We start from the raw sequence: 19,756 nt of genomic DNA, 5'->3' as shown, positions 1-19,756 counted from the left end.
GAGCCGGTGCGCCGAACAAAGCCCCTCAGGCCATTACGATATTTTGCAGGGTGAACTGGAAGGGCGAGGCGTCGTCACCCGGGCCGCTGCCGGTCATCACGATATCGGCGCTGGCGATGCCGAGCAGGGATATCTCGCTATTGTCCTGCGCAACGCTCATCGAAACCGGCGAATCCGCCGGCGTCATCTGGGAGACGGTGCCGATCCAGAGCCGGGGCTCCAGCACGAACTCGGCCCGCGCGCCCGGATGGATGACGGCCCCGCCCGCATAGAGCCGGCCGTCCTTGTAGATCTGGGCGGTGATCGCCCCGCTCGGCAGGGTATTGATCAGCTCGATCGCCTGGGGGTTGGTCGCCGGGCCGGTCATCCGGATCGTGTCGCCGGCATTGGTGAAGGTCGCCGCGAAGCTCTGGCCGGCTTCGGCCGGCAGGCGCGGCGTGTAGTTGCCGTCGCTGTCGAGATAGCCGATCTGCGAAGCCGCCGGATAGGTGAAGGGATGATTGCTGCCCGGCCCGCAATTGCGGATCACTTTCCAGGCGGCCGCGGGGCCTGCCTGGGGAGGCAGCAGGTTCTCGGAATAGAACAGCACCTGGGTGTTGTGGGTATCGTTCGAGTTGTTGATGAAATTCAGCCGGATATCCATGCGACCACTCCCAGGTTTCATCGATTATCCGGCGTTTTCGTTACGCTGGCGAGTCGAGATTACACCGAATCATGGAATATCACGCCGAGCGTATGACGCCGGCCCGAGCGCACCTCACTGACGCCATGACGCATCGTCACGCGGTAGTCGCCCCGGCTGCCGCGCAGCGGGCGCTGGTTCACCGCGAAGATCACCGCGTCGCCCTGCGCGAGCGGCACCACCGAAGCGCGCGACTGCATGCGCGGGCGCTGCTCGGTCAGCACGAACTCGCCGCCGCTGAAGTCGCGCCCCGGCTCGGAGAGCAGCACCGCGAGCTGGAGCGGGAAGACGTGCGCGCCGTACAGGTCCTGGTGCAGGCAGTTATAGTCGCCCGGGCCATAGCGGAGCAGCAGCGGGGTAGGGCGTAGCTGGCCGGCTTCGTGGCAGCGCGCGAGGAAGTCGCCATGTGCCGGCGGAAAGCGGTGCGCGAGCCCCATCCGGTGGTGCCAGAGATTGGCGATGGCGGCGAGCGGCGGGTAGAGCCCGGTCCGCAGCGCTGCGACCGTGTCGGGCAGCGGATAGGCGAAATAGCGATATTCGCCGCGGCCGAAGCCGTGGCGCGCCATCACCACCCGGCTGCGGAACCCCGCTTCGTCGTCATAGCGCGCGGCGGTCGCCGCGCACTGGTCGGGGGAGAGTAGGCCGGGCAGCACGGCCCAGCCTTGCGTGTCGAGTGCCGCGGTGATCGCGGTCCAGTCATATCGGTCGAGCATGGGCGCGGACTAGCGCGCCGGATCCCGGCGCGCCTTCCGGCTTTTGCTTCCGAACTTACTTGCTGCCGAACTTACTTGCTGCTCGTGAAGGCCTTCCAGGCCGGATCGACATTGTCCTCGACCCGCGACCCGCCGCCATGATTGGCGACGATCGCCTGTGCCACCGCCTGCATCAGCAGCTGGCGCTCGCGGATCGGGCGGCGGGTATCGCCGATCATCACGGCGAGGGCATAGGATTTGCCGTCGGGTGCGGTCAGGATACCGACATCGTTGAAGCCCGCGGTGCGCGTGCCCAGGTCCTGGCCGGTGCCGGTCTTGTGGCCATAGACCCAGCCCGCCGGCACCGCGCCGTGCACGCGGGCGCGGCCCGTCCGGGCGCCGTCCATCGTCTGGAGCAGCCAGGCGGTCGAGCTCGGCGAAAGCAGTTCGCCGCGCTTCAGCCGGGCCAGCGCCACCGAGATCGCGCCGGCGGCGGCGCCGTCGGGCGGATCCTTCACATAGGCTTCATAGGCGTTGAGCCGTACCGACGGCGCCAGCCGCGAACGGGCGACCGCGAAGGCATTGCCCATCGAATATTCGGGCTTCCACTCCAGCCCGGCGGTGCCGGCCTGGAGCAATTTCTCGCCCGGGCCGAACTTCACGCCGGTGATGCCCTTGCGCGCCAGGAAGGCGCGGACCGCGTCGGGCCCGCCGACCAGCCGCAACAGCTTGTCGTTGCAGGTGTTGTCGCTCATCTGCATCGCGCGGCGGATGATCTCGCCGACGGTGGCGGTATAGCCGGCATCGCCCTTCACCAGCGCGGCGACCGGCTGGTGGAACAGGGTGAAATCGGACCGGGTGATGGTGAGCGGATCGTCGAGGCGGATCCTGCCCTGGTCGACCGCGTCGAGCACGGTCATCGTCACCCATAGCTTGGAGACGCTCTGCTGCGGCATCGGCCGCGCGGCGTCGTTCGAGGTGACGATCCAGCCATCCTGCACGCTGGTGATCGCAACGCCGACCAGCCCGTCGAAATTGCGGGTGATGCCGTCGATCGCATTGACCAGCCCGTGCGGCGCGCGCGCGGTCGGCTTCCAGGCATTGGCGCTGGGCTGGGTATTGCCTTCCCAGGGAAAGGCGAAGCTCACGCCGTACGCGGCGGGAAGATAGGTGGCGAGCGAAGGATCGCCGTGCACCGTGCAGCCGACCAGCATCGCCGGACCGAGGCCCGCCACTGTCACTGCCCGTTGAAACGCCGAGAAGTCCTCGAACTTGAACACTTTAATACGACCCCTTGCCCCGCCGGCAACCATGGGGCGGATGTGGTTGGCGGAAAAGTCCGCGCCACGCCGGGTTGCGACGAATGACAATCTTGTAGCGGTGAAGCGTGAATGCAGCGGAAACGCACCGCCAGTTTTTTCAAAAACGCAGGGAAAGACCTGAGGTTTCAGTTGTTCGTGGCGCGCAGCCAGGCGTTGAGCGTGGGCAGCGCCGGATCGGGCGTGCAACTGCCGGTCCGGCGCAGTACGCAGCCCGGCGCATCGGAGACGCTGGGTATGGCGCAGAACTCCAATCGATATTGCTTCGGCAGCTCTGCGATGTGCGCGCGCGGCGTGACCACGACGTCAAAGGCCTCCGCACGACCGGCGAGGTCGCCCGGCGTCTCGATCCTGTAGATCGGGGTGGCGCGACGATAGAGCGCATAGGCGCCCGGCACGGTCTCGCGCGGGCGGTAGAGTGCCAGGCCACAGGTAGCGGCAGGCCGGCCCGCCCGTTCGAGCGCGGCGGCGAGATCGGCCTCCATCGTCCAGTTCGGACGGAAATAGCCCATGGCCAGGCCGGCCGAGGCAAGGCTCCACAGCGCCAGCGCTACGGCCGTCGCGGGCACCAGCCGCTGGCGGGGCAGGCGGCGCAGCAGCTCGGCGGTACCGATCGCGGCCAGGATCACCAGCAGCGCGCTGCTCGCCAGCACGAAACGATATTCCTTGTGTGCGATCAGCGAATGGAAGGCGAGATGGACCAGCGCCACCCAGAGCAGCGCCGGATACCGCTTCGCGCCCAGCCAGGCGAGCATCAGGATCGGGACGATCACCAGGTTCCAGTTGGCGGCGAGGAGCGACAGATAGCCGGTGACCGCCATCGTGCCATATTCGTTGGCACGTCCCTCGATCAGGTTGATCCGCGCCGCCTCGATCATCCAGCGGAAGGGCACCGCGCCCATGGCCAGATTGGCAAGCGCGTCGATCGCCAGCGCGCCGCATCCGCCCGCGATCATCGGCAGCCAGGCACCGCGCCAGTCGCGCTTCGCGGTGAAGATCGCCAGCGTCAGCAGCGCGGGTGCGTACTGGATGCGCGCGACGAAGCAGAGCCCCATCAGCAGCCCGGCGATCGCGAACTGGCGTGGACCCGGCGCGCGGCGTGCCAGGAGCAGCCAGATCGCCCCCATCAGCAGCGCGAGGCCGATCGGCTCGGACAGGGCGCGCGGCGCGAAATAGACCAGCTCGAACCAGCTCGCCGCGACGAACCCGGCCACGATGCCGTGCAGCCGCGAGAGCCTGAGCCCCAGCGACACCGCGCTGCCGACGATCACCAGCGAAAGCGCCGCCAGCGTCAGCCGCACCAGCAGCAGGTGCAGCGTGGTGTCGGGCGACAACGCATGGCCGATTCCCATCGGCACGCTGAGCAGCTCGGGGATCAGCCAGCTCCTGAGGCCGGCGCGGAAGTCCCAGGTCTGCACCCAGGGACCTGCGACCAGGTGCCAGGCGGGTTCGAGATACTGCCAGATCTCGTCGAACCAGTTGACCATGAACGGAATCGACGCGGCAGCGCGCAGCACCGCCGCGAGCAGGAGCGCCCCCCAGAAGATCCGCCTGGCGCTCAGGGCACCAGCACCGTGTCGATCGCTTGCGGAAGCGTCTCGGGATAATCGAGATTATAGTGCAGGCCGCGGCTCTCCTTGCGGTGGAGCGCCGAGCGGACGATCAGGTCGGCGCTCTCCAGCAGGTTGCGCAGCTCGATCAGGTCGGGCGTCACGCGGAAATGGCCGTAATAATCGGCAACTTCCTCGCGCAGCATCTTGATCCGGTGTGCCGCCCGCTCGAGCCGCTTGGTGGTCCGCACAATGCCGACATAATTCCACATGAAGCGGCGGATCTCGGTCCAGTTCTGCTTGATCACCACTTCCTCGTCGGAATCGGTGACGCGGCTTTCGTCCCATGGCCGGATCGCCGGCGGCGGGGCGAGGTCGCCCCAATGCGTGGTGATGTGGTTGGCCACCGCCTCGCCGAACACGAAGCATTCGAGCAGCGAGTTGGAGGCCAGGCGATTGGCGCCGTGCAGCCCCGACTGGCTGACTTCGCCGGCCGCATAGAGATTGGGCAGGTCGGTCCGCCCGTCGCGGTCGATCACCACGCCGCCACAAGTGTAGTGCTGGGCGGGGACGACCGGGATTGGCTCCTTGGTCATGTCGATGTCGAGATCGAGCAGCCGGGCGTGGATGGTCGGGAAGTGATGCTTCACGAACTCCGGCCCCATGTGACTGATGTCGAGATGGACATAGTCGAGGCCGAGCCGCTTGATCTCATGGTCGATCGCGCGGGCGACGATGTCGCGCGGCGCCAGTTCCGCCCGGGGGTCGAGATCGGGCATGAAGCGCTTGCCCGCCTCGTCGCCGGCATCGGGCGGGAGGAGCAGTCGCCCGCCCTCGCCGCGCACCGCCTCGGTGATCAGGAAGTTCTTGACCTCGAGATTGTAGAGGCAGGTCGGGTGGAACTGCATCATCTCCATGTTCGAGATGCGGCAGCCCGCCCGCCAGGCCATGGCGATGCCGTCGCCGGTCGCGCCCCGCGGCGCGGTCGAGAACAGATAGGTCCGCCCCGCGCCGCCCGTCGCCAGCACCGTGGCGCGCGCGGTGAACAGCTCCACCCGGTTGGTCCGCCGGTTGAAGGCATAGACGCCCCAGACATTGCCGGCGCCCGAATAGCGTTCCTCGTGCCGGCTCGTCGCCAGGTCGATCACCACCTGGTCGGGCACCAGGGTGATGTTCGGATTGGCCTGCGCCGCCTTGAGCAAGGCGGTCTGCACCGCCAGGCCGGTGGCGTCGTCGACATGGACGATGCGGCGATGGCTGTGGCCGCCCTCGCGGGTGAGGTGGAGCGCGCCGCCCTCGGTGTTGAACGGCACGCCGATCTCGGCCAGCCGGGCGATCGCGGCGGGTGCGTTCTCGACCACCATCTCCACCGTGGCGCGGTCGTTCAGCCCTGCACCAGCGATCATCGTGTCCTCGATATGGCTCTCGAACGTGTCGCCGGGCTCGAGCACCGCGGCGATGCCACCCTGCGCCCAGGCGGTGGAGCCCTCGGCGAACCCGCCCTTGGCGAGCACGGTCACCTTGAAGCGCTGGGCGAGGTTGAGCGCCGCGGTCAGTCCCGCCGCGCCGGAGCCGATAACCAGGACGTCGCTGCTATGGGGATCGTTGGCCATTGTTCTTCCGCTGGTTCGCGCCCGGACTAGGCGCTAGGCGGGGGTGCTGGCAACGGGAGAGAGATATGCGCCGACAAAGCCTGGGTTTCGCGATGGCCGCGCTGGCGGCGCTCTGGTCGGCGCCCGCCGCGGCCAAGGGCTGTTCGCTGGGCGCGGTCGGCCAGACGGTGCGGATCAGCATCGGCGATACCGGGCGCTCGGCGATGCTCCACCTGCCCACCGGCTTCTCGCGCGGCCGGGCGGCACCGCTGGTGATGCTGCTCCATGGCAGTGGCGGCACCGGTGCGGGAATGCTGGAGAGCTCGAAGCTGGCCAGCGCCGCCGACGGGCATGGCTTCATCGTCCTCGCGCCCGATGCGGGAATCCCGGTGCAGAAGGGGTTCGTCTGGAACATCCCCGGCGTGCCCAGCGTCACCGGCAAGATGCCCGGCGCCGAGGATGCCGATGACGTCACCTTCCTCGAGGGCGCGATCGACTGGCTGGCGGCGAACCGCTGCATCGACCCGAGCCGGGTCTATGCCACCGGCCTGTCGGGCGGCGGGCGGATGACCAGCTGGCTCGGCTGCGTCGCCGCCGACCGTTTCGCCGCGATCGCGCCTGTCGTGGGCCTGCGCGCCGGCAACCCGCTGGCGGGCGACAAGCGCGTGCCCGATCCCGCGACCTGCCAGCCGTCCCGGCCGATGCCGGTGATCGCCTTTGCCGGCGATGCCGACCGTACCAACCCGATCCAGGGCGGCGGCGCCGGCTATTGGCAATATACGATGGCGACCGCGCTCACCCGCTGGTCCGATCTCGACGCCTGCCGGGTGGGCCCGGTGCAGCGCGATCTGGATCCGAAGACCTATGAAGTCCGCTACAGCGGCTGCCGTGCCGGCGCCGAAGTGATCGGCCGGATCACCCGCGGCGCCGGCCATGTCTGGACCGCGGACAATGATGCGATGTGGGCCTTCTTCGCGAAGCATCGCCGCCGCTAGCCCGGTGCGGCCGGTCCCGGGCTATTGCAATGTAGGATTTTGGCTGCTTGGCATATCAGGTCGCGTTGCGGCGCGACCGCTCTTTCAAGCGCCGCCCGGGAAGACGGCTAAGTGAAATGATTTGTCGCGACTCCCTTCACTTTGCGGGGAGCGGCCGGATCGCGCCCTAGGCGCGGCTCAGCCGTTCGCCGCGCGCGTGAGGTTCAGGAATACGTCCTCCAGGTCCGCCTCGCGGGTCGAGACGTCGACGATGCCGAGCCCCGCGCCCTGCACCGCGCCCAGCACCTCGCCGGCATTCGCCTGGTCCTTGCGATAGGTGATGACCAGCGTGCGCTCGCCCTTCATCTCCACCTTCTGGAAACAGGCATTGGTCGGGGGCGTCCCGATGTCACGATCGACGGTGACCTCGACCACTTTCTCCTGTGCCATGCCGACCAGCTCGCGCGTTGGCTTGTTGGCGATCAGCTTGCCGTGGTTGATGATCGCGATCCGGTCGCACAGCTGCTCGGCTTCCTCGAGATAATGGGTGGTCAGCACCACCGTCACGCCGCGCTGGTTCAACTCGCGCACATAGGCCCAGAGCTGCTGGCGCAGTTCCACGTCGACGCCCGCGGTTGGCTCGTCGAGGACGAGGACGGGCGGGGAATGGACCATCGCCTTGGCGACCATCAGTCGCCGCTTCATCCCGCCCGAGAGCGTGCGCGAATAGGCATCGGCCTTGTCCTCCAGATGCACCGCGCGCAGCAGCGTCATCGCGTCGAACCGGTCCTTCGGCACCCCGTAGAGCCCGGCCTGGATCTGCAGCGTCTCCTTCGGGGTGAAGAAGGGATCGAAGATGATCTCCTGGTTGACGATGCCGATGCTCGCCTTGGCGTTGCGCGGATGGGCGTCGATGTCGAATCCCCAGATGGAGACCGATCCGCCGGTCTTGTTGACCAGCCCCGCCAGGATGTTGATCAGCGTCGACTTGCCGGCGCCATTGGGGCCGAGCAGCCCGAAGATCTGCCCCCGGGGCACGTCGAAGGTCACCCCGTCCAGGGCGCGCTTGCCGCCCTGATAGGTCTTGCAGAGATCCTGGATCGCGATCGCAGCCTGAGTCATGCGCACCGCATAAGGCTGCGCGCGAGCGATTGCGAGCCCCCGCAGTGCTTGCTATCGGCGACTCATGACCGCGCAACAGCCCGAAGTGATCCGCACCGCCTCCGCCCGCGTCGCCTGCGACGGCACCGGCCCCGGCCTGCCCGCCGCGCTGGGCCATCCGCGCGTGTTCCTGCAGATCGACGAGCATGGCTATGTCGATTGCGGCTATTGCGACCGCCGCTTCGTGCTGATCGGCGGCCCGGCCGACGGCGCCGACCAGAGCCAGCTTCCCGACCACCCGGCTGGCGCGAGCATTTAAACCTCCTATATCGGCGGGATGAGCATTCCCTCCGATCCGCGCAGCTACATCTATCGCGACTCGCTCGATCCCGAGACCGCCGCGAAGCTCACCGCCGAAGCGCTGGCCAGCGCCGAGGATGGCGAGCTGTACCTCCAGTATCGCAAGACCGAGGCGTTCGGCTTCGACGATGGCCGGCTGAAGACCGCCTCGTTCGACACCCAGTCGGGCTTCGGCCTGCGCGCGGTATCGGGCGAGACCACCGCCTTCGCCCATGCCAACGAGATCTCGCCCGCCGCGATCCGCCGCGCGGCCGAGACGATGGCGCTGATCGACCCGGCCAAGCAGGGCAAGGCCCCGCCGCCCCAGGGCAACAATCGCCATCTCTACACCCATCAGGACCCGCTCGACCTGGTGCCTTTCGCCGACAAGGTGAACCTCTGCCAGTCGATCGACGCCGCCGCCCGGGCCCGCGATCCCCGCGTGCAGCAGGTCTCTGTCGGGCTCACCGGATCGTGGAGCGTGGTCGAGATCGTCCGGCCCGACGGTTTCATCGCCACCGATGTCCGCCCGCTCGTCCGCCTCAACGTCTCGATCGTGGTCGAGCAGAACGGCCGGCGCGAGACCGGCAGCTTCGGCCTGGGTGGCCGCACCCTTTACGACAATCTCTTCCAGCCCGAGACCTGGAACCGCGCGATCGACGAGGCGCTGGCCCAGGCGCTGGTCAATCTCGACGCGGTCGATGCCCCCGCCGGCGACATGACCGTGCTGTGCGGCCCGGGCTGGCCCGGCGTGCTGCTCCACGAAGCGGTCGGCCATGGCCTCGAAGGCGACTTCAACCGCAAGGGCACCAGCGCCTTTTCCGGCCGGATCGGCGAGCGTGTCGCTGCGCCCGGCGTCACCGTGGTCGATGACGGCTCGCTGATGGACCGCCGCGGCTCGCTGTCGATCGACGACGAGGGCACGCCGACGCGCGAGACGATCCTGATCGAGGACGGCATCCTAAAGGGCTATATGCAGGACCGGCTCAATGCCCGCCTGATGGGCGTCGAGCCGACCGGCAACGGCCGCCGCGAATCGTTCCAGCACGCTCCGATGCCGCGCATGACCAACACCTTCATGAAGGGCGGCAAGGATGATCCGGCCGAGCTGCTGTCGCGCATCAAGAAGGGCATCTTCGCCAAGTCGTTCGGCGGCGGCCAGGTCGATATCGTCTCGGGCAAGTTCGTCTTCTCCTGCACCGAGGCGTATCTGGTCGAGAACGGCAAGCTCGGCGCCCCGATCAAGGGCGCCACGCTGATCGGGGACGGCCCGACCGTGCTCAACAAGGTCACCGGCATCGGCAACGACTTCGCGCTCGACGAGGGTGTCGGCATGTGCGGCAAGGGCGGCCAGAGCGTTCCCGCCGGCGTCGGCCAGCCGACCCTGCTGGTCGACGGGCTGACGGTGGGCGGCACCGCGGCGTGATCCGGGCCGGGCGTCGCCTTCAAGCGGCGCTCGCCACCTGGCCCGATACCTCTGGCTGGAAGCGGATCGCGCGCGAGCTGCTCTGGGGCCTGCCGCTCATCGGACTGCTCGCCTTCGCAACCGGGCTTGCCCGGTTCGACCCGATGCCGTTCGGTACGAGCTGGCTCGGCTTCTTCTTCGGCCTGATGCTGGTGCCCGCCCTGGGTGAGGAACTGCTGTTCCGTGCCTTGATCGTCCCGCCGCCCGAACGGCCTTTCCCGCCATGGCAAGCTGCACTGGCGGTCGGCGTTTTCTTCCTCTGGCATCCCTTCCAGGCGCTGACCTTCGGCCCGCCCTGGTCGGCGATCTTCCTCGATCCGCGCTTCCTCGCCATCGTCGCGGTGCTCGGAGCCTTGCTTGTTCGCATCTACCGGGCGAGCGGGAGCATCTGGCCGTGCGTTCTCATCCATTGGTCGGTGGTGGCCGCGTGGAAGCTGTTGTTCGCCGGGCCGATCGGATAGGATTCGGGCATGACCCAGCCGTTGCCTCAACTCGATTGGACAAGCTGGCGCGAGACCGCTCAGCACCTCCATCTGGTCACCCAGATCATCGGCAAGGTCCGCCTCGCCCAGACCCCCTGGCTCAACCATAGCTGGCACGTGGTGCTCTATCCCGCTGCCTGGGGGCTCACCACCGGCCCGATCCCCTGCACCGACGCCACGTTGCAGCTCGATCTCGATCTGCAGGCGAGCGAGCTGCGTCTGTCCACCGACAGCGGGGGCGAGGCCGTGCTGCCGCTCGGCCCGGGCAGCATCGCCGATTTCCATGCGGCGCTGATCGCGGCGCTGGCTGCGCTCGGTACGCCGGTGGCGATCAACGGCACGCCCAGCGAGATCCCCGATGCGATTCCCTTCGTGGAAGACGTGGCGGAACGCCCTTGGGATGCCGATGCGGTGCGCGATTTCCACCGCGCCCTGCTCTGGGTCGACCGGGTCTTCCAGCAGTTCCGCACCGGTTTCCTCGGCAAGGCGAGTCCGGTCCATTTCTTCTGGGGCAGCTTCGATCTCGCGGTCACGCGTTTCTCGGGCCGTTCCGCACCCAAGCATCCGGGCGGCTTTCCCGGCCTGCCCGATGCGGTGACCTGCGAAGCCTATAGCCATGAGGAAGCCAGTGCCGGCTTCTGGCCCGGCAGCGACGCGTTCCCCAGGCCCGCCTTCTACGCCTATGGCTATCCCGCGCCGCAGGGCTATGCCGATGCCAAGGTGCCGGCCCCGGCCTATTTCGATACCGGACTCGGCGAATGGCTGCTCGACTATGATGCCGTCCGCACCGCCGCCGATCCTCGCGCGACCCTGTTCGGTTTCCTCCAGGCGAGCTATGACGCCGCCGCCGATCTCGGCAATTGGGATCGCGCCCATCTGGAATGTATGCCGGGCAAGCCCCGCAAACCGAGGATTGTCTGATGGCCCTGGTCGAACTCGGCCGCTTCGATCGGCAGGAAGCCTTTATCGTCCGGGGCCGGCTGGAGGATGAGGAGATTCCCAGCTTCGTCTTCGATGCCGGCACCAGCATCGCCGACGGCTCGTACCTGCTGATCCCGGTCCGCGTGATGGTGGACGACGAGGATCTGGCGCGGGCGCGCGAGATCCTCGACGCCGCCTAGCTCAGGAAACGATCTCGACCGGGATCGTCGCGATTCCGGTGCTGCCGCAGGAGATCACGACCGCCTTGTATTTTGGCTGGGCGTCCTGGATTTCGACTTGCAGGTCCCACTCTGTCACGACTTGCGTTACTTGGCCCGGCGCCGTCGCCACCAGGGCGAAATGCTGGGTCGGAGGCAGGGCCTTGTCGAGCGGCCCCGTGTTGAGCACCACCTTCCATCCGCCGGTGGGGGTGATCGCATGCCCAGTGACATGCAGCGTCGGGCTCGATCCCGGCCCCGGCATCACATTGACCCAGGCCTTCCAGTCCTTGGTCTTGACCTTGGCGCAGTCGTTCACGGCGGCTGCGGCAACCTCCGTCGCGGCCGACAGGTTGGCGCTTTCGTTGACTGTCTCGTTGGTAGTGGCAGCGGGTGCGGCCTTGTTGCCTTCCGATGCGGTGCAGCCGGCGGCAAGTGCCGCGGCAAGCGCCAGGCCAGGCCAGGTCATGCGGTGCATGTGCGTTCCTCCCCCCTTTGGGTTTCGAGGCAAGAAGACTGCGCCCGCAGAACCAGAAGTCAAACGGCATCGCCGCCGAAATGGACGGTCACTGCAAGTCGCACTATTATGAATTGATAATAAAGCCGATTGATTTTCACGGCGGTGCGATTGCTGGTTCTGCGATCAAGCCAATAGCAGTGCCGTCGCCTTCTTTGCGATTGCGATAAGTTCGGCGCGCGGCGTGCCGGCGCGGGCACGGGTACTCAGCGAATGGATCACCGACGAGGCGATCTGCGCATCGCCGCGCGGATCGGCGCTGCCGGCCTGGACCATCAGTTTCTCGATCCAGCCGTCCTGCAGCGCGACGAATCCGGCCAGCGCCTCGCGGATGTCGGCATCCATCACCGCCTCGGCCGCCGCGGTGTTCACGGCGATGCAGCCCGACGGGCCATATTCGCCGGTCAGAAACCCTTCGATCGCGCCGAGAAACAGTGCCTTGAGCATCTTCTCGCGCGGGTAGTTCACCCCATGGAGCGCTACAAAGGTCGAATCGACCACTGCATGGGTCCGCGCGAGCCCGGCAAGGTACAACGCCTTCTTGTCCCCGAACGCAGCATAGAGGCTCGGCCGATTCACCCCTGTTGCGGCGGCCAGCTCGTCGAGCGAGGTATTGGCATAGCCGAGCGTGCGGAAGCGCTGGGACGCTGCGCGCAACGCCGCCTCCTCGTCGAATTTGCGCGGACGGCCGCGTCCGCGTGGCGCTATTTTTGTATCGTTTCGCATTAAATTCCTTGACCCGAGTATTTTTGTGCGGGATCGTACAAAAATACAAGGGAGACTCGCCATGAAGCTCTATTTCACCCCCTTTGCCTGCTCGCTGGCGGCGCGAATCGCGCTCGAGGAGGCCGGGCTCGACGCCGAGTTCGTCCAGGTGCCCAAGGATCTGCGCCTGCCCGATGGGCGCGATTTCACCGAGATCTCGCCGATGGGTTATGTCCCGGCGATCGAGACCGGCACCGGCTTCGTGCTGACCGAGGGGCCGGCGGTGCTCACCTATATCGCCGAGCTGGCGCCGGAAGGCGCACTCAGCTTCACCGGCTTCTCGGACGCGCATTACCGGATGCTCGCCTGGCTGAACTTCATCAGCACCGAGCTGCACAAGGCGGTGTACATGCCGATCCTCGGCAAGGGCTATTCGGAAGGCGAGCAGGTCGCCGCACGTGCCCGCCATGCCAGGCCCTTCGCCGTGCTGTCGCGGCATCTCGAGGGCCGTGACTATCTCGACGACCGGTTCACCGTGGCGGACGCCTATCTGGTCGCGGTGCTCAACTGGAGCGAGTTCTCGAAGGTGCCGCTCGCCGACTGGCCGGTGCTCGCCGCCTATCGCGAGCGGGTGCGCGCCCGCCCCGCGGTGGCGCGGGCGATGGCCGCCGAATGGCCCTTGCTCAAGGCCGCCTGATCCCTCTCGAACTCCGGGCGAGGCCGCATCACGGTCTCTCCCGCCACACCTGCCCCTTCCACCCCGTCCTCGATGGCGTGCGGAAGGGGCATTTTTGTTGGAATCGGGCGAATCGCTCGGCTAGGCCTGTGCCATGCCCGCAACGATCAACTGCGACGTGGCGATTGTCGGCGGGGGCCTTGCCGGCGGGCTGATCGCGCTCGCGCTGCGCCGGAAACGGCCGGACTGCGACGTCCGCATCGTCGAGGGGGGCAGCCGGATCGGCGGCAACCATCTCTGGTCCTTCTTCGCCTCCGATGTCGCGCCCGCCGACCGCTGGCTCACCGCGCCGCTCGTCAGCCATGGCTGGCGTGGCCATGACGTCGCCTTTCCGGCGGTCTCGCGCACATTGGACACGGGCTATTATTCGATCGAATCGCGCCGGCTCGACCAGGTCGTCCGCGCCGAGCTGCCCGAGCCGGCGGTGATGACCCGCCGTAAGGCGCTTGCGGCCAGCCCCACCGCCGTGGTCCTCGCCGATGGCGACCGGATCGAGGCGCGGGGTGTGATCGATTGCCGCGGCCCCGCGGATCTGTCGGCGCTGAAATGCGGCTGGCAGAAATTCTACGGGCGCGAGCTCCAGCTCGCCGCGCCGCACGATCTCGCCCGGCCGATGATCATGGACGCGACGGTCGAGCAGCTGGACGGCTATCGCTTCGTCTATGCCTTGCCCTTCGGCCCCACCTGCGCGTTCGTCGAGGACACCTATTACAGCGATACCCCCGATCTCGATGCGGAGACGCTCGGAAACCGTATCGGGGGGTACGCCCAGGTACGCGGCTGGCAAGTCGATCATGTCGTCCGCGAGGAAGCCGGCGTGCTTCCCGTGGTGATGGGCGGCAGCTTCGCGGACTATTGGCAGGCGGGAGGCAACAAGGTCGCCAAGGCGGGCCTGCGCGCCGGCCTGTTCCACCCGCTGACCAGCTACAGCCTGCCCGATGCGGTGCGCACCGCCACCCTCGTCGCCGCCGCCAGCGATCTCGGCGGCGCGGCGCTGCACCGGCTGCTCCACGATTTCGCCAGATCGACATGGCGCCGCCGCACTTTCTACCGCATGCTCGCCGCCATGTTGTTCAAGGCCGCCGAACCCGAGGAGCGCTACCGCGTCCTCCAGCGTTTCTATCAGCTCGATCCGGGGCTCATCGGGCGCTTCTATGCCGGGCATTCGACGCTGTTCGATCGGCTGCGGATCGTTTCGGGCAAGCCGCCGGTTCCGGTGGGCAAGGCAGTGTCGGCAATCTGGGGGTCGTTCAAGTGAAGCGTGCGGCAGTGGTGGGTGCCGGGATCGGCGGGTTGGCGCTTGCGATCCGGCTGCAGTCGGCGGGCGTCGACACGGTGGTGCTGGAGGCGCGCGACAAGCCCGGCGGCCGTGCCTATTTCTGGGAGCGTGACGGCTTCACCTTCGATGCCGGTCCCACCGTGATCACCGCGCCCGAGGCGCTGGAGGAGCTGTGGCAGCTCTCCGGCCACCGCATGTCGGAGGATGTGCGGCTCAAGCCGATCTCGCCTTTCTATCGCCTGTCCTGGCCCGACGGCACGCGCTTCGACTATTCGAACGACGACCACGCGCTCGCCGCCGAGATCGCCCGGCTCGAGCCGCAGGACGTCGCCGGCTATGGCCGCTTCCTCGAATATGCCGCCGGCGTGTACGAGGAAGGCTATGTGAAGCTCGGCACCGTCGCGTTCCAGGACTTCATGTCGATGGTCCGCGCCGCGCCCGCGCTCGCCAAATATGGCGCCTGGCGCTCGGTCCATTCGAAGGTCTCCAGCTTCATCCGCAACGAGAAGCTGCGCCAGGCCTTTTCCTTCCATACCCTGCTGGTCGGCGGAAACCCGATGACCGCGAGCGCGATCTATGCGCTGATCCACCAGCTCGAGCGCCAGGGCGGCGTGTGGTGGGCCGAGGGCGGGACGAACAGGCTGATCGCCGCGATGGTCCGCCACTTCGAGCGGCTCGGCGGCACGCTGCGCCTGGGCGATCCGGTCGCCAGCATCGATACGCTGGGCGACCTGGTCACCGGTGTCCGGACGATGGGCGGCCATGAGCTGCAGGTCGATGCCGTCGCCTGCAATTCGGACGTGGTCCACAGCTATCGCGACCTGCTCAAGGGCTCGCGCTCCAGCCAGCGCGCCGCGCAGAGCCTCCAGCGCAAGCGCTTCTCGCCCTCGCTGTTCGTCGTCCATTTCGGGGTGCGCGGCACCTTCCCGGACATCGCCCACCATTCGATCCTGTTCGGTCCGCGCTACCAGGGGCTGCTCGCCGACATCTTCGATCACGGCGTGCTGGCCGAGGATTTCTCGCTCTACCTCCACCATCCGAGCGCCAGCGATCCGGCGATGGCGCCCGAGGGCCATTCGACCTTCTATGCGCTCGCGCCCGTGCCCCATCTCGGCAAGTTCCCGGCCGACTGGAGCGAGATCGGCCCGGTGCTGGAGGAGCGCATTCTCGCCGAGATCCAGCGCCGGCTGATCCCCGATCTCAAGGACCGGATCGTGACGAAGTTCAGCTATGCGCCGCCCGATTTCCGCGACGATCTCGCCGCGCATCTCGGCTCCGCCTTCAGCCTCGAGCCGATCCTCGCCCAGAGCGCCTGGTTCCGCACCCACAATCGCGACGATGCGATCCACAATCTGTTCTTCGTCGGCGCCGGTACCCACCCGGGCGCGGGCATCCCCGGCGTGGTCGGCAGCGCCAAGGCGACGGCGGCGCTGATGCTGGGCGAGGGCAAGTGAGCGACTTGCCCCCCGGCGCGTTCTGGCCGAAGGCGGGCCGGACCATGCACATCGGGAAGATCGAGATATGAAGCGCGTCGCAGTCTATTGCGGTTCGGCCAGCCCGGCCGATCCCGTCTATATCGAGGCCGCGCGCCATGTCGGCCGCACCCTGGCCGAGCGCGGCATCGGCGTCGTCTATGGCGGCGGCAAGCTCGGGCTGATGGGCGCGGTGGCGGATTCGGCGCTCGAGGCCGGCGGCGAAGTGATCGGCGTGATCCCCGAGCTGCTCGTCAACGCCGAGGTCGCGCATCGCGGGCTCACCGAGCTCCACGTCGTCGGCACGATGCACGAGCGCAAGGCGCGCTTCACCGACATCGCCGATGGCTTCATCAACCTGCCTGGCGGCACCGGTACGATGGACGAGCTGTGGGAAGCGCTGAGCTGGGCACAGCTCGGCTACCACACCGATCCGGTCGGCCTGCTCAACATCGCCGGCTATTACGACAAGCTCGTCGATTTCTGGGAGCATATGGGCCGGGTCGGCTTCGTCCGTCCGCAGCACCAGAACATGCTGATCGTCGATACCACGCTGGAAGGGCTGCTCGACAAGATGATCGCGGCCAAGCCCGTCGAGACGATCGTGCATATGCGGCGCGGCGATCTGTGAGCGAATGGCTTCCCTCGCGCGCCGCGATCGTCGCGACCGCGCGGGAAGCGATCGCGCGCGGCTCCCGCAGCTTCGGGGCCGCCAGCAGCCTGTTCGATCGCCAGACGCGCGAGCGTGCCTGGCTGCTCTATGCCTGGTGCCGCGCCTGTGACGATCTGGCCGACGGCCAGGATCATGGGCACGGCGCGATGGAGGTCGACAAGCAGGCCGGGCTGGCGCGTATCCGCGAATTGACCCAGGCCGCGCTCGACGGCCAATGGGTCGGCGATCCCGCCTTCGACGCACTGCGCATCGTCGCGGCGGAAACCGGTCTGCCCCACCGCTATGTCTGGGACCTGGTCGAGGGCTTCGCGCTCGACGCGGCCGAATGGGGCCCGCGCCACGAGGGGGATCTCTACCGCTATTGCTATCACGTCGCCGGCAGCGTCGGCTGCATGATGGCAGTGATCATGGGGGTGTCGCCCGAGGACGAGGCGACGCTCGACCGGGCCTGCGACCTCGGCATCGCCTTCCAGCTCGCCAATATCGCTCGCGATATCGAGGCGGACGACCGGATGGGCCGCTGCTACCTGCCCGACGACTGGCTGACCGAGATGGACATTCCGCCCGGCCAGCACATGAAGCCGCCCTTCCGCCAGCGCCTGGCCGTGCTCGCTGGCCGGCTGACCAGCGCGGCCACCGCCTATGCGGACAGCGCCCGCCATGGCACCCCGTCGCTGCCGTTCCGCTCGGCCTGGGCGGTGCTCGCCGCCGCCGGCATCTATGGCGAGATCGCCAGGAAGGTCGCGGCGCGGGGCGAACATGCCTGGGACCACCGCGTCGCCACGTCCGGCCTGGAGAAGCTGGGCTGGATCGGCCGCGCCTGGTGGCAGGCACAGCGCCGCAGGGACCTCTACCCACCCGCGCCGCGCGATCCGGACCTCTGGACTCGCCCGCGCTAGTTCAGCCGCGCGGATTCACCTTGCCGCCATCGGCCATTTCCGGGGTATGGCGCTGGCATTGGCCGGCGATGACCGGGAAATCCAGGTCCATGTTGCGCAGGAGCGCATCGGCCATCGCCTCCTGGCAACTGGCCCGGCTGGTATAGCGCGCCGGCTCGATCCGCGCCTGCCGGCAGTCGAGATTGTCGTCGCTGCAGCCCATGATCGCCAGCAGGTAGAAGACCTGGTCCATCGCTCCTTCCTTCCGGCGTAAATAACGGACGTGGCGGCAAGCCGTTGCATCACGGCGCCCAGCGCCCCAAATCGGGGACGATGGCTTCAAAACTCGATGCACCCTCCGGCGAGCGCCCGATGCTCGCCACGCTGCGGCGTTTCCTTCCCTATCTCTGGCCGAAGAGCGCGCCGGGGCTGCGCGTGCGCATCGTGATCGCGCTCGGCCTGGTCGTGGTGTCCAAGCTGGTCCAGGTCTATGGCGCACCCTTCGCGCTGCAGGGCGCGATCGACCGGATGGCGGGCGGCTCGCGTGACGCGGTGTGGCTCGTCGTGGCTCTGGTCGCCGGCTATGCGCTGGCCCGTTTCGGCTCGGTGCTGTTCGACAATCTGCGCAACACGGTGTTCGAGAAGGTCGGGCAGGACGCCACCCGCCGCCTCGCCGCCGACGTGTTCCGCCACCTTCACCAGCTCAGCCTGCGCTTCCATCTCGAGCGGCGCACCGGCGCGATCACCAAGGTGGTCGAGCGCGGCACCAAGAGCATCGACACGATGCTCTATTTCCTGCTGTTCAACATCGCCCCGACGATCCTGGAGCTGGCACTGGTCGTCGGCATCTTCTGGACGCGCTATGGCGTGTGGCTGGTCGCCGGCACCATGGCGATGGTGGTACTCTACATCGCCTTCACCCGCTGGGTGACCGACTGGCGCTCGAAGCTGCGTGAGCAGATGAACGACCTCGACACCGGCGCGGTCGCCCATGCGGTCGATTCGCTGCTCAACTTCGAGACCGTGAAATACTTCAATGCCGAGGAGCGCGAGGCGCGGCGCTACGAGAACGCCGTCACGGCCTATGCCCGGGCGGCGACCACGAGCGAGAACAGCCTCGCCTGGCTCAACATCGGCCAGGCGCTGATCACCAACACGATGCTCGGCGCGGGCATGGCGCTGGTCGTGTTCGGCTGGTCCTCGGGCAAGTTCACCGCGGGCGACGTGGTGCTGGTCTCGACCCTGCTCAGCCAGCTCTTCCGCCCGCTCGACATGCTCGGCTGGGTCTATCGCACCATCCGGCAGGGCGTGATCGACATGGGCTCGATGTTCGACCTGCTCGACAGCGCCGCCGAGGTGAAGGATTCGCCGAATGCGGTACCGCTCGCCATCGCCAGCGGCCATGTCCGCTTCGAGGACGTGCATTTCGCCTATGATCCCGACCGCGAGATCCTGAAGGGCATCGATCTCGACATCCCGGCCGGCGCCACTGTCGCGGTGGTCGGCCCGTCGGGCGCCGGCAAGTCGACGCTCGCGCGGCTGATGTACCGCTTCTACGACGTGACCGGCGGGCGCATCACCATCGACGGGCAGGACATCCGCGACGTCACCCAGTCTTCGCTGCGCGGCTCGATCGGCATCGTCCCGCAGGACACGGTGCTGTTCAACGACACGATCGGGTACAACATCGCCTATGGCCGCGAAGGCGCCACGCCCGACGAGATCGCGTCCGCGGCCCGGGGCGCCGCGATCGCCGGCTTCATCCAGTCGCTGCCCGATGGCTTCGAGACGCGCGTCGGCGAACGTGGATTGAAGCTCTCGGGCGGCGAGAAGCAGCGTGTCGCGATCGCGCGTACCCTGGTGAAGAACCCGCCGATCCTGATCCTCGACGAAGCGACCAGCGCGCTCGACAGCCGGACCGAGGCGGACATCCAGGCCACGCTGGAAGCCATCGAGCATGGCCGCACCACCATCGTCATCGCCCACCGGCTCTCCACCGTCGTCCATGCCGACCGGATCATCGTGCTGGAGAGTGGCCGGGTCGCCGAGCAGGGCACCCATGCCCAGCTCTTGCGGAAGAACGGTCTTTATGCCGAGATGTGGGCGCGCCAGGCGCAGGAGCGCGCGGCCGAAGGCGGGGAGGAAGTCCCCGCCGAATAGG

21 protein-coding genes are annotated in these 19,756 nt (G+C 67.7%); 12 read left to right on the top strand and 9 right to left on the bottom strand.

Features of this window, described 5'->3' with window-relative positions; translation table 11 throughout:
• Window positions 1–25 precede the first annotated feature (25 nt).
• The 5 genes from GGR46_RS16010 to nadB all read right to left on the bottom strand — a co-directional run bounded on the left by GGR46_RS16010 (window position 26) and on the right by nadB (window position 5,856).
• Window positions 26–643 (bottom strand): hypothetical protein, encoded by a 618-nt coding sequence (locus GGR46_RS16010; protein WP_183999040.1) that lies wholly within the window; start codon window positions 641–643, stop codon window positions 26–28.
• Between the two features lie 59 nt (window positions 644–702).
• Complete coding sequence (locus tag GGR46_RS16005) at window positions 703–1,395, bottom strand: 2OG-Fe(II) oxygenase (RefSeq protein ID WP_183999039.1); 693 nt, start codon at window positions 1,393–1,395, stop codon at window positions 703–705.
• Between the two features lie 71 nt (window positions 1,396–1,466).
• Window positions 1,467–2,654, bottom strand: a complete 1,188-nt coding sequence (locus tag GGR46_RS16000; RefSeq protein WP_343058198.1) for a serine hydrolase — start codon at window positions 2,652–2,654, stop codon at window positions 1,467–1,469.
• 167 nt (window positions 2,655–2,821) lie between these two features.
• Window positions 2,822–4,210, bottom strand: coding sequence for a glycosyltransferase family protein (locus GGR46_RS15995; protein WP_183999038.1), 1,389 nt, complete (start codon window positions 4,208–4,210; stop codon window positions 2,822–2,824).
• A gap of 41 nt (window positions 4,211–4,251) precedes the next feature.
• Complete coding sequence (gene nadB / locus GGR46_RS15990) at window positions 4,252–5,856, bottom strand: L-aspartate oxidase (protein WP_183999037.1); 1,605 nt, start codon at window positions 5,854–5,856, stop codon at window positions 4,252–4,254.
• Window positions 5,857–5,921: 65 nt separating this feature from the next.
• On the opposite strand from nadB, the gene GGR46_RS15985 reads away from it, so the two are divergent.
• Entirely contained in the window at window positions 5,922–6,830 is a 909-nt protein-coding gene (locus GGR46_RS15985; RefSeq protein ID WP_246426188.1) for a CE1 family esterase, read from the top strand.
• A gap of 177 nt (window positions 6,831–7,007) precedes the next feature.
• On the opposite strand, the gene GGR46_RS15980 is transcribed toward GGR46_RS15985, so the two are convergent.
• Window positions 7,008–7,931, bottom strand: a complete 924-nt coding sequence (locus tag GGR46_RS15980; RefSeq protein ID WP_183999036.1) for an ABC transporter ATP-binding protein — start codon at window positions 7,929–7,931, stop codon at window positions 7,008–7,010.
• Between the two features lie 64 nt (window positions 7,932–7,995).
• Between GGR46_RS15980 and GGR46_RS15975 the strand changes: the two genes are divergently transcribed.
• From GGR46_RS15975 to GGR46_RS15955, 5 genes are read left to right on the top strand one after another with little or no spacing between them, the layout of a single operon-like run.
• The gene (locus GGR46_RS15975) at window positions 7,996–8,229 is read left to right on the top strand and encodes a zinc-finger domain-containing protein (protein WP_183999035.1); all 234 of its coding nucleotides are present in this window, start codon (window positions 7,996–7,998) and stop codon (window positions 8,227–8,229) included.
• Between the two features lie 18 nt (window positions 8,230–8,247).
• Window positions 8,248–9,675, top strand: a complete 1,428-nt coding sequence (gene tldD / locus GGR46_RS15970) for a metalloprotease TldD (RefSeq protein ID WP_183999034.1) — start codon at window positions 8,248–8,250, stop codon at window positions 9,673–9,675.
• Entirely contained in the window at window positions 9,672–10,175 is a 504-nt protein-coding gene (locus tag GGR46_RS25490; RefSeq protein ID WP_183999033.1) for a CPBP family glutamic-type intramembrane protease, read from the top strand. Before tldD ends, GGR46_RS25490 begins: the two co-directional genes overlap by 4 nt.
• Window positions 10,176–10,184: 9 nt before the next feature.
• Window positions 10,185–11,117 (top strand): DUF5996 family protein, encoded by a 933-nt coding sequence (locus tag GGR46_RS15960; protein ID WP_183999032.1) that lies wholly within the window; start codon window positions 10,185–10,187, stop codon window positions 11,115–11,117.
• The gene (locus GGR46_RS15955) at window positions 11,117–11,317 is read left to right on the top strand and encodes a putative signal transducing protein (RefSeq protein WP_183999031.1); all 201 of its coding nucleotides are present in this window, start codon (window positions 11,117–11,119) and stop codon (window positions 11,315–11,317) included. Before GGR46_RS15960 ends, GGR46_RS15955 begins: the two co-directional genes overlap by 1 nt.
• Before the next feature lies 1 nt (window position 11,318).
• Here GGR46_RS15955 and GGR46_RS15950 read toward each other — a convergent pair whose 3' ends face one another.
• Both GGR46_RS15950 and GGR46_RS15945 read right to left on the bottom strand, forming a co-directional pair.
• On the bottom strand, window positions 11,319–11,813 hold the full coding sequence (locus GGR46_RS15950) for a hypothetical protein (protein ID WP_183999030.1): 495 nt from the start codon (window positions 11,811–11,813) through the stop codon (window positions 11,319–11,321).
• 165 nt (window positions 11,814–11,978) lie between these two features.
• Complete coding sequence (locus GGR46_RS15945; RefSeq protein ID WP_183999029.1) at window positions 11,979–12,509, bottom strand: TetR/AcrR family transcriptional regulator; 531 nt, start codon at window positions 12,507–12,509, stop codon at window positions 11,979–11,981.
• Window positions 12,510–12,639: 130 nt separating this feature from the next.
• Between GGR46_RS15945 and GGR46_RS15940 the strand changes: the two genes are divergently transcribed.
• The 5 genes from GGR46_RS15940 (at window position 12,640) to GGR46_RS15920 (ending at window position 17,616) form a co-directional block, all read left to right on the top strand.
• Window positions 12,640–13,254 carry a glutathione binding-like protein gene (locus GGR46_RS15940; RefSeq protein WP_183999028.1) on the top strand — a complete coding sequence of 205 codons (615 nt, stop codon included), beginning with the start codon at window positions 12,640–12,642 and terminating at the stop codon, window positions 13,252–13,254.
• A 133-nt stretch (window positions 13,255–13,387) separates the two neighbouring features.
• The gene (gene crtY / locus GGR46_RS15935; protein ID WP_183999027.1) at window positions 13,388–14,551 is read left to right on the top strand and encodes a lycopene beta-cyclase CrtY; all 1,164 of its coding nucleotides are present in this window, start codon (window positions 13,388–13,390) and stop codon (window positions 14,549–14,551) included.
• Window positions 14,548–16,026: a phytoene desaturase family protein gene (locus tag GGR46_RS15930; RefSeq protein ID WP_183999026.1), complete on the top strand. Its 1,479-nt coding sequence runs from the start codon at window positions 14,548–14,550 to the stop codon at window positions 16,024–16,026. Before crtY ends, GGR46_RS15930 begins: the two co-directional genes overlap by 4 nt.
• A 67-nt stretch (window positions 16,027–16,093) precedes the next feature.
• The gene (locus GGR46_RS15925) at window positions 16,094–16,675 is read left to right on the top strand and encodes an LOG family protein (RefSeq protein WP_183999025.1); all 582 of its coding nucleotides are present in this window, start codon (window positions 16,094–16,096) and stop codon (window positions 16,673–16,675) included.
• Complete coding sequence (locus GGR46_RS15920; RefSeq protein WP_183999024.1) at window positions 16,672–17,616, top strand: squalene/phytoene synthase family protein; 945 nt, start codon at window positions 16,672–16,674, stop codon at window positions 17,614–17,616. The genes GGR46_RS15925 and GGR46_RS15920 overlap by 4 nt, the downstream gene beginning before the upstream one ends.
• A gap of 1 nt (window position 17,617) precedes the next feature.
• Here GGR46_RS15920 and GGR46_RS15915 read toward each other — a convergent pair whose 3' ends face one another.
• Entirely contained in the window at window positions 17,618–17,848 is a 231-nt protein-coding gene (locus GGR46_RS15915; RefSeq protein ID WP_183999023.1) for a hypothetical protein, read from the bottom strand.
• 80 nt (window positions 17,849–17,928) lie between these two features.
• On the opposite strand from GGR46_RS15915, the gene GGR46_RS15910 reads away from it, so the two are divergent.
• Window positions 17,929–19,755, top strand: a complete 1,827-nt coding sequence (locus GGR46_RS15910; RefSeq protein ID WP_246426187.1) for an ABCB family ABC transporter ATP-binding protein/permease — start codon at window positions 17,929–17,931, stop codon at window positions 19,753–19,755.
• The last annotated feature ends 1 nt before the right edge of the window (window position 19,756 follow it).

It is taken from the genome of Sphingomonas kyeonggiensis (assembly GCF_014196745.1).
In the GTDB taxonomy this organism is placed as follows: Bacteria; Pseudomonadota; Alphaproteobacteria; order Sphingomonadales; family Sphingomonadaceae; genus Sphingomonas; species Sphingomonas kyeonggiensis.
The sequence above is the reverse complement of the archived record's forward strand: the minus strand, read 5'-3'. Positions and strand labels throughout refer to the sequence as shown.

Excerpts from the sequence above, each read along its gene's own strand:
- GGR46_RS16010 (WP_183999040.1), bottom strand. The coding sequence starts at position 643 with ATGGATATCCGGCTGAATTTCATCAACAACTCGAACGATACCCACAAC.
- GGR46_RS16005 (WP_183999039.1), bottom strand. The coding sequence starts at position 1,395 with ATGCTCGACCGATATGACTGGACCGCGATCACCGCGGCACTCGACACG.
- nadB (WP_183999037.1), bottom strand. The coding sequence starts at position 5,856 with ATGGCCAACGATCCCCATAGCAGCGACGTCCTGGTTATCGGCTCCGGC.
- GGR46_RS15985 (WP_246426188.1), top strand. The coding sequence starts at position 5,922 with ATGCGCCGACAAAGCCTGGGTTTCGCGATGGCCGCGCTGGCGGCGCTC.
- GGR46_RS15980 (WP_183999036.1), bottom strand. The coding sequence starts at position 7,931 with ATGACTCAGGCTGCGATCGCGATCCAGGATCTCTGCAAGACCTATCAG.
- GGR46_RS15975 (WP_183999035.1), top strand. The coding sequence starts at position 7,996 with ATGACCGCGCAACAGCCCGAAGTGATCCGCACCGCCTCCGCCCGCGTC.
- tldD (WP_183999034.1), top strand. The coding sequence starts at position 8,248 with ATGAGCATTCCCTCCGATCCGCGCAGCTACATCTATCGCGACTCGCTC.
- GGR46_RS15960 (WP_183999032.1), top strand. The coding sequence starts at position 10,185 with ATGACCCAGCCGTTGCCTCAACTCGATTGGACAAGCTGGCGCGAGACC.
- GGR46_RS15955 (WP_183999031.1), top strand. The coding sequence starts at position 11,117 with ATGGCCCTGGTCGAACTCGGCCGCTTCGATCGGCAGGAAGCCTTTATC.
- GGR46_RS15950 (WP_183999030.1), bottom strand. The coding sequence starts at position 11,813 with ATGCACCGCATGACCTGGCCTGGCCTGGCGCTTGCCGCGGCACTTGCC.
- GGR46_RS15940 (WP_183999028.1), top strand. The coding sequence starts at position 12,640 with ATGAAGCTCTATTTCACCCCCTTTGCCTGCTCGCTGGCGGCGCGAATC.
- crtY (WP_183999027.1), top strand. The coding sequence starts at position 13,388 with ATGCCCGCAACGATCAACTGCGACGTGGCGATTGTCGGCGGGGGCCTT.
- GGR46_RS15925 (WP_183999025.1), top strand. The coding sequence starts at position 16,094 with ATGAAGCGCGTCGCAGTCTATTGCGGTTCGGCCAGCCCGGCCGATCCC.
- GGR46_RS15915 (WP_183999023.1), bottom strand. The coding sequence starts at position 17,848 with ATGGACCAGGTCTTCTACCTGCTGGCGATCATGGGCTGCAGCGACGAC.
- GGR46_RS15910 (WP_246426187.1), top strand. The coding sequence starts at position 17,929 with ATGGCTTCAAAACTCGATGCACCCTCCGGCGAGCGCCCGATGCTCGCC.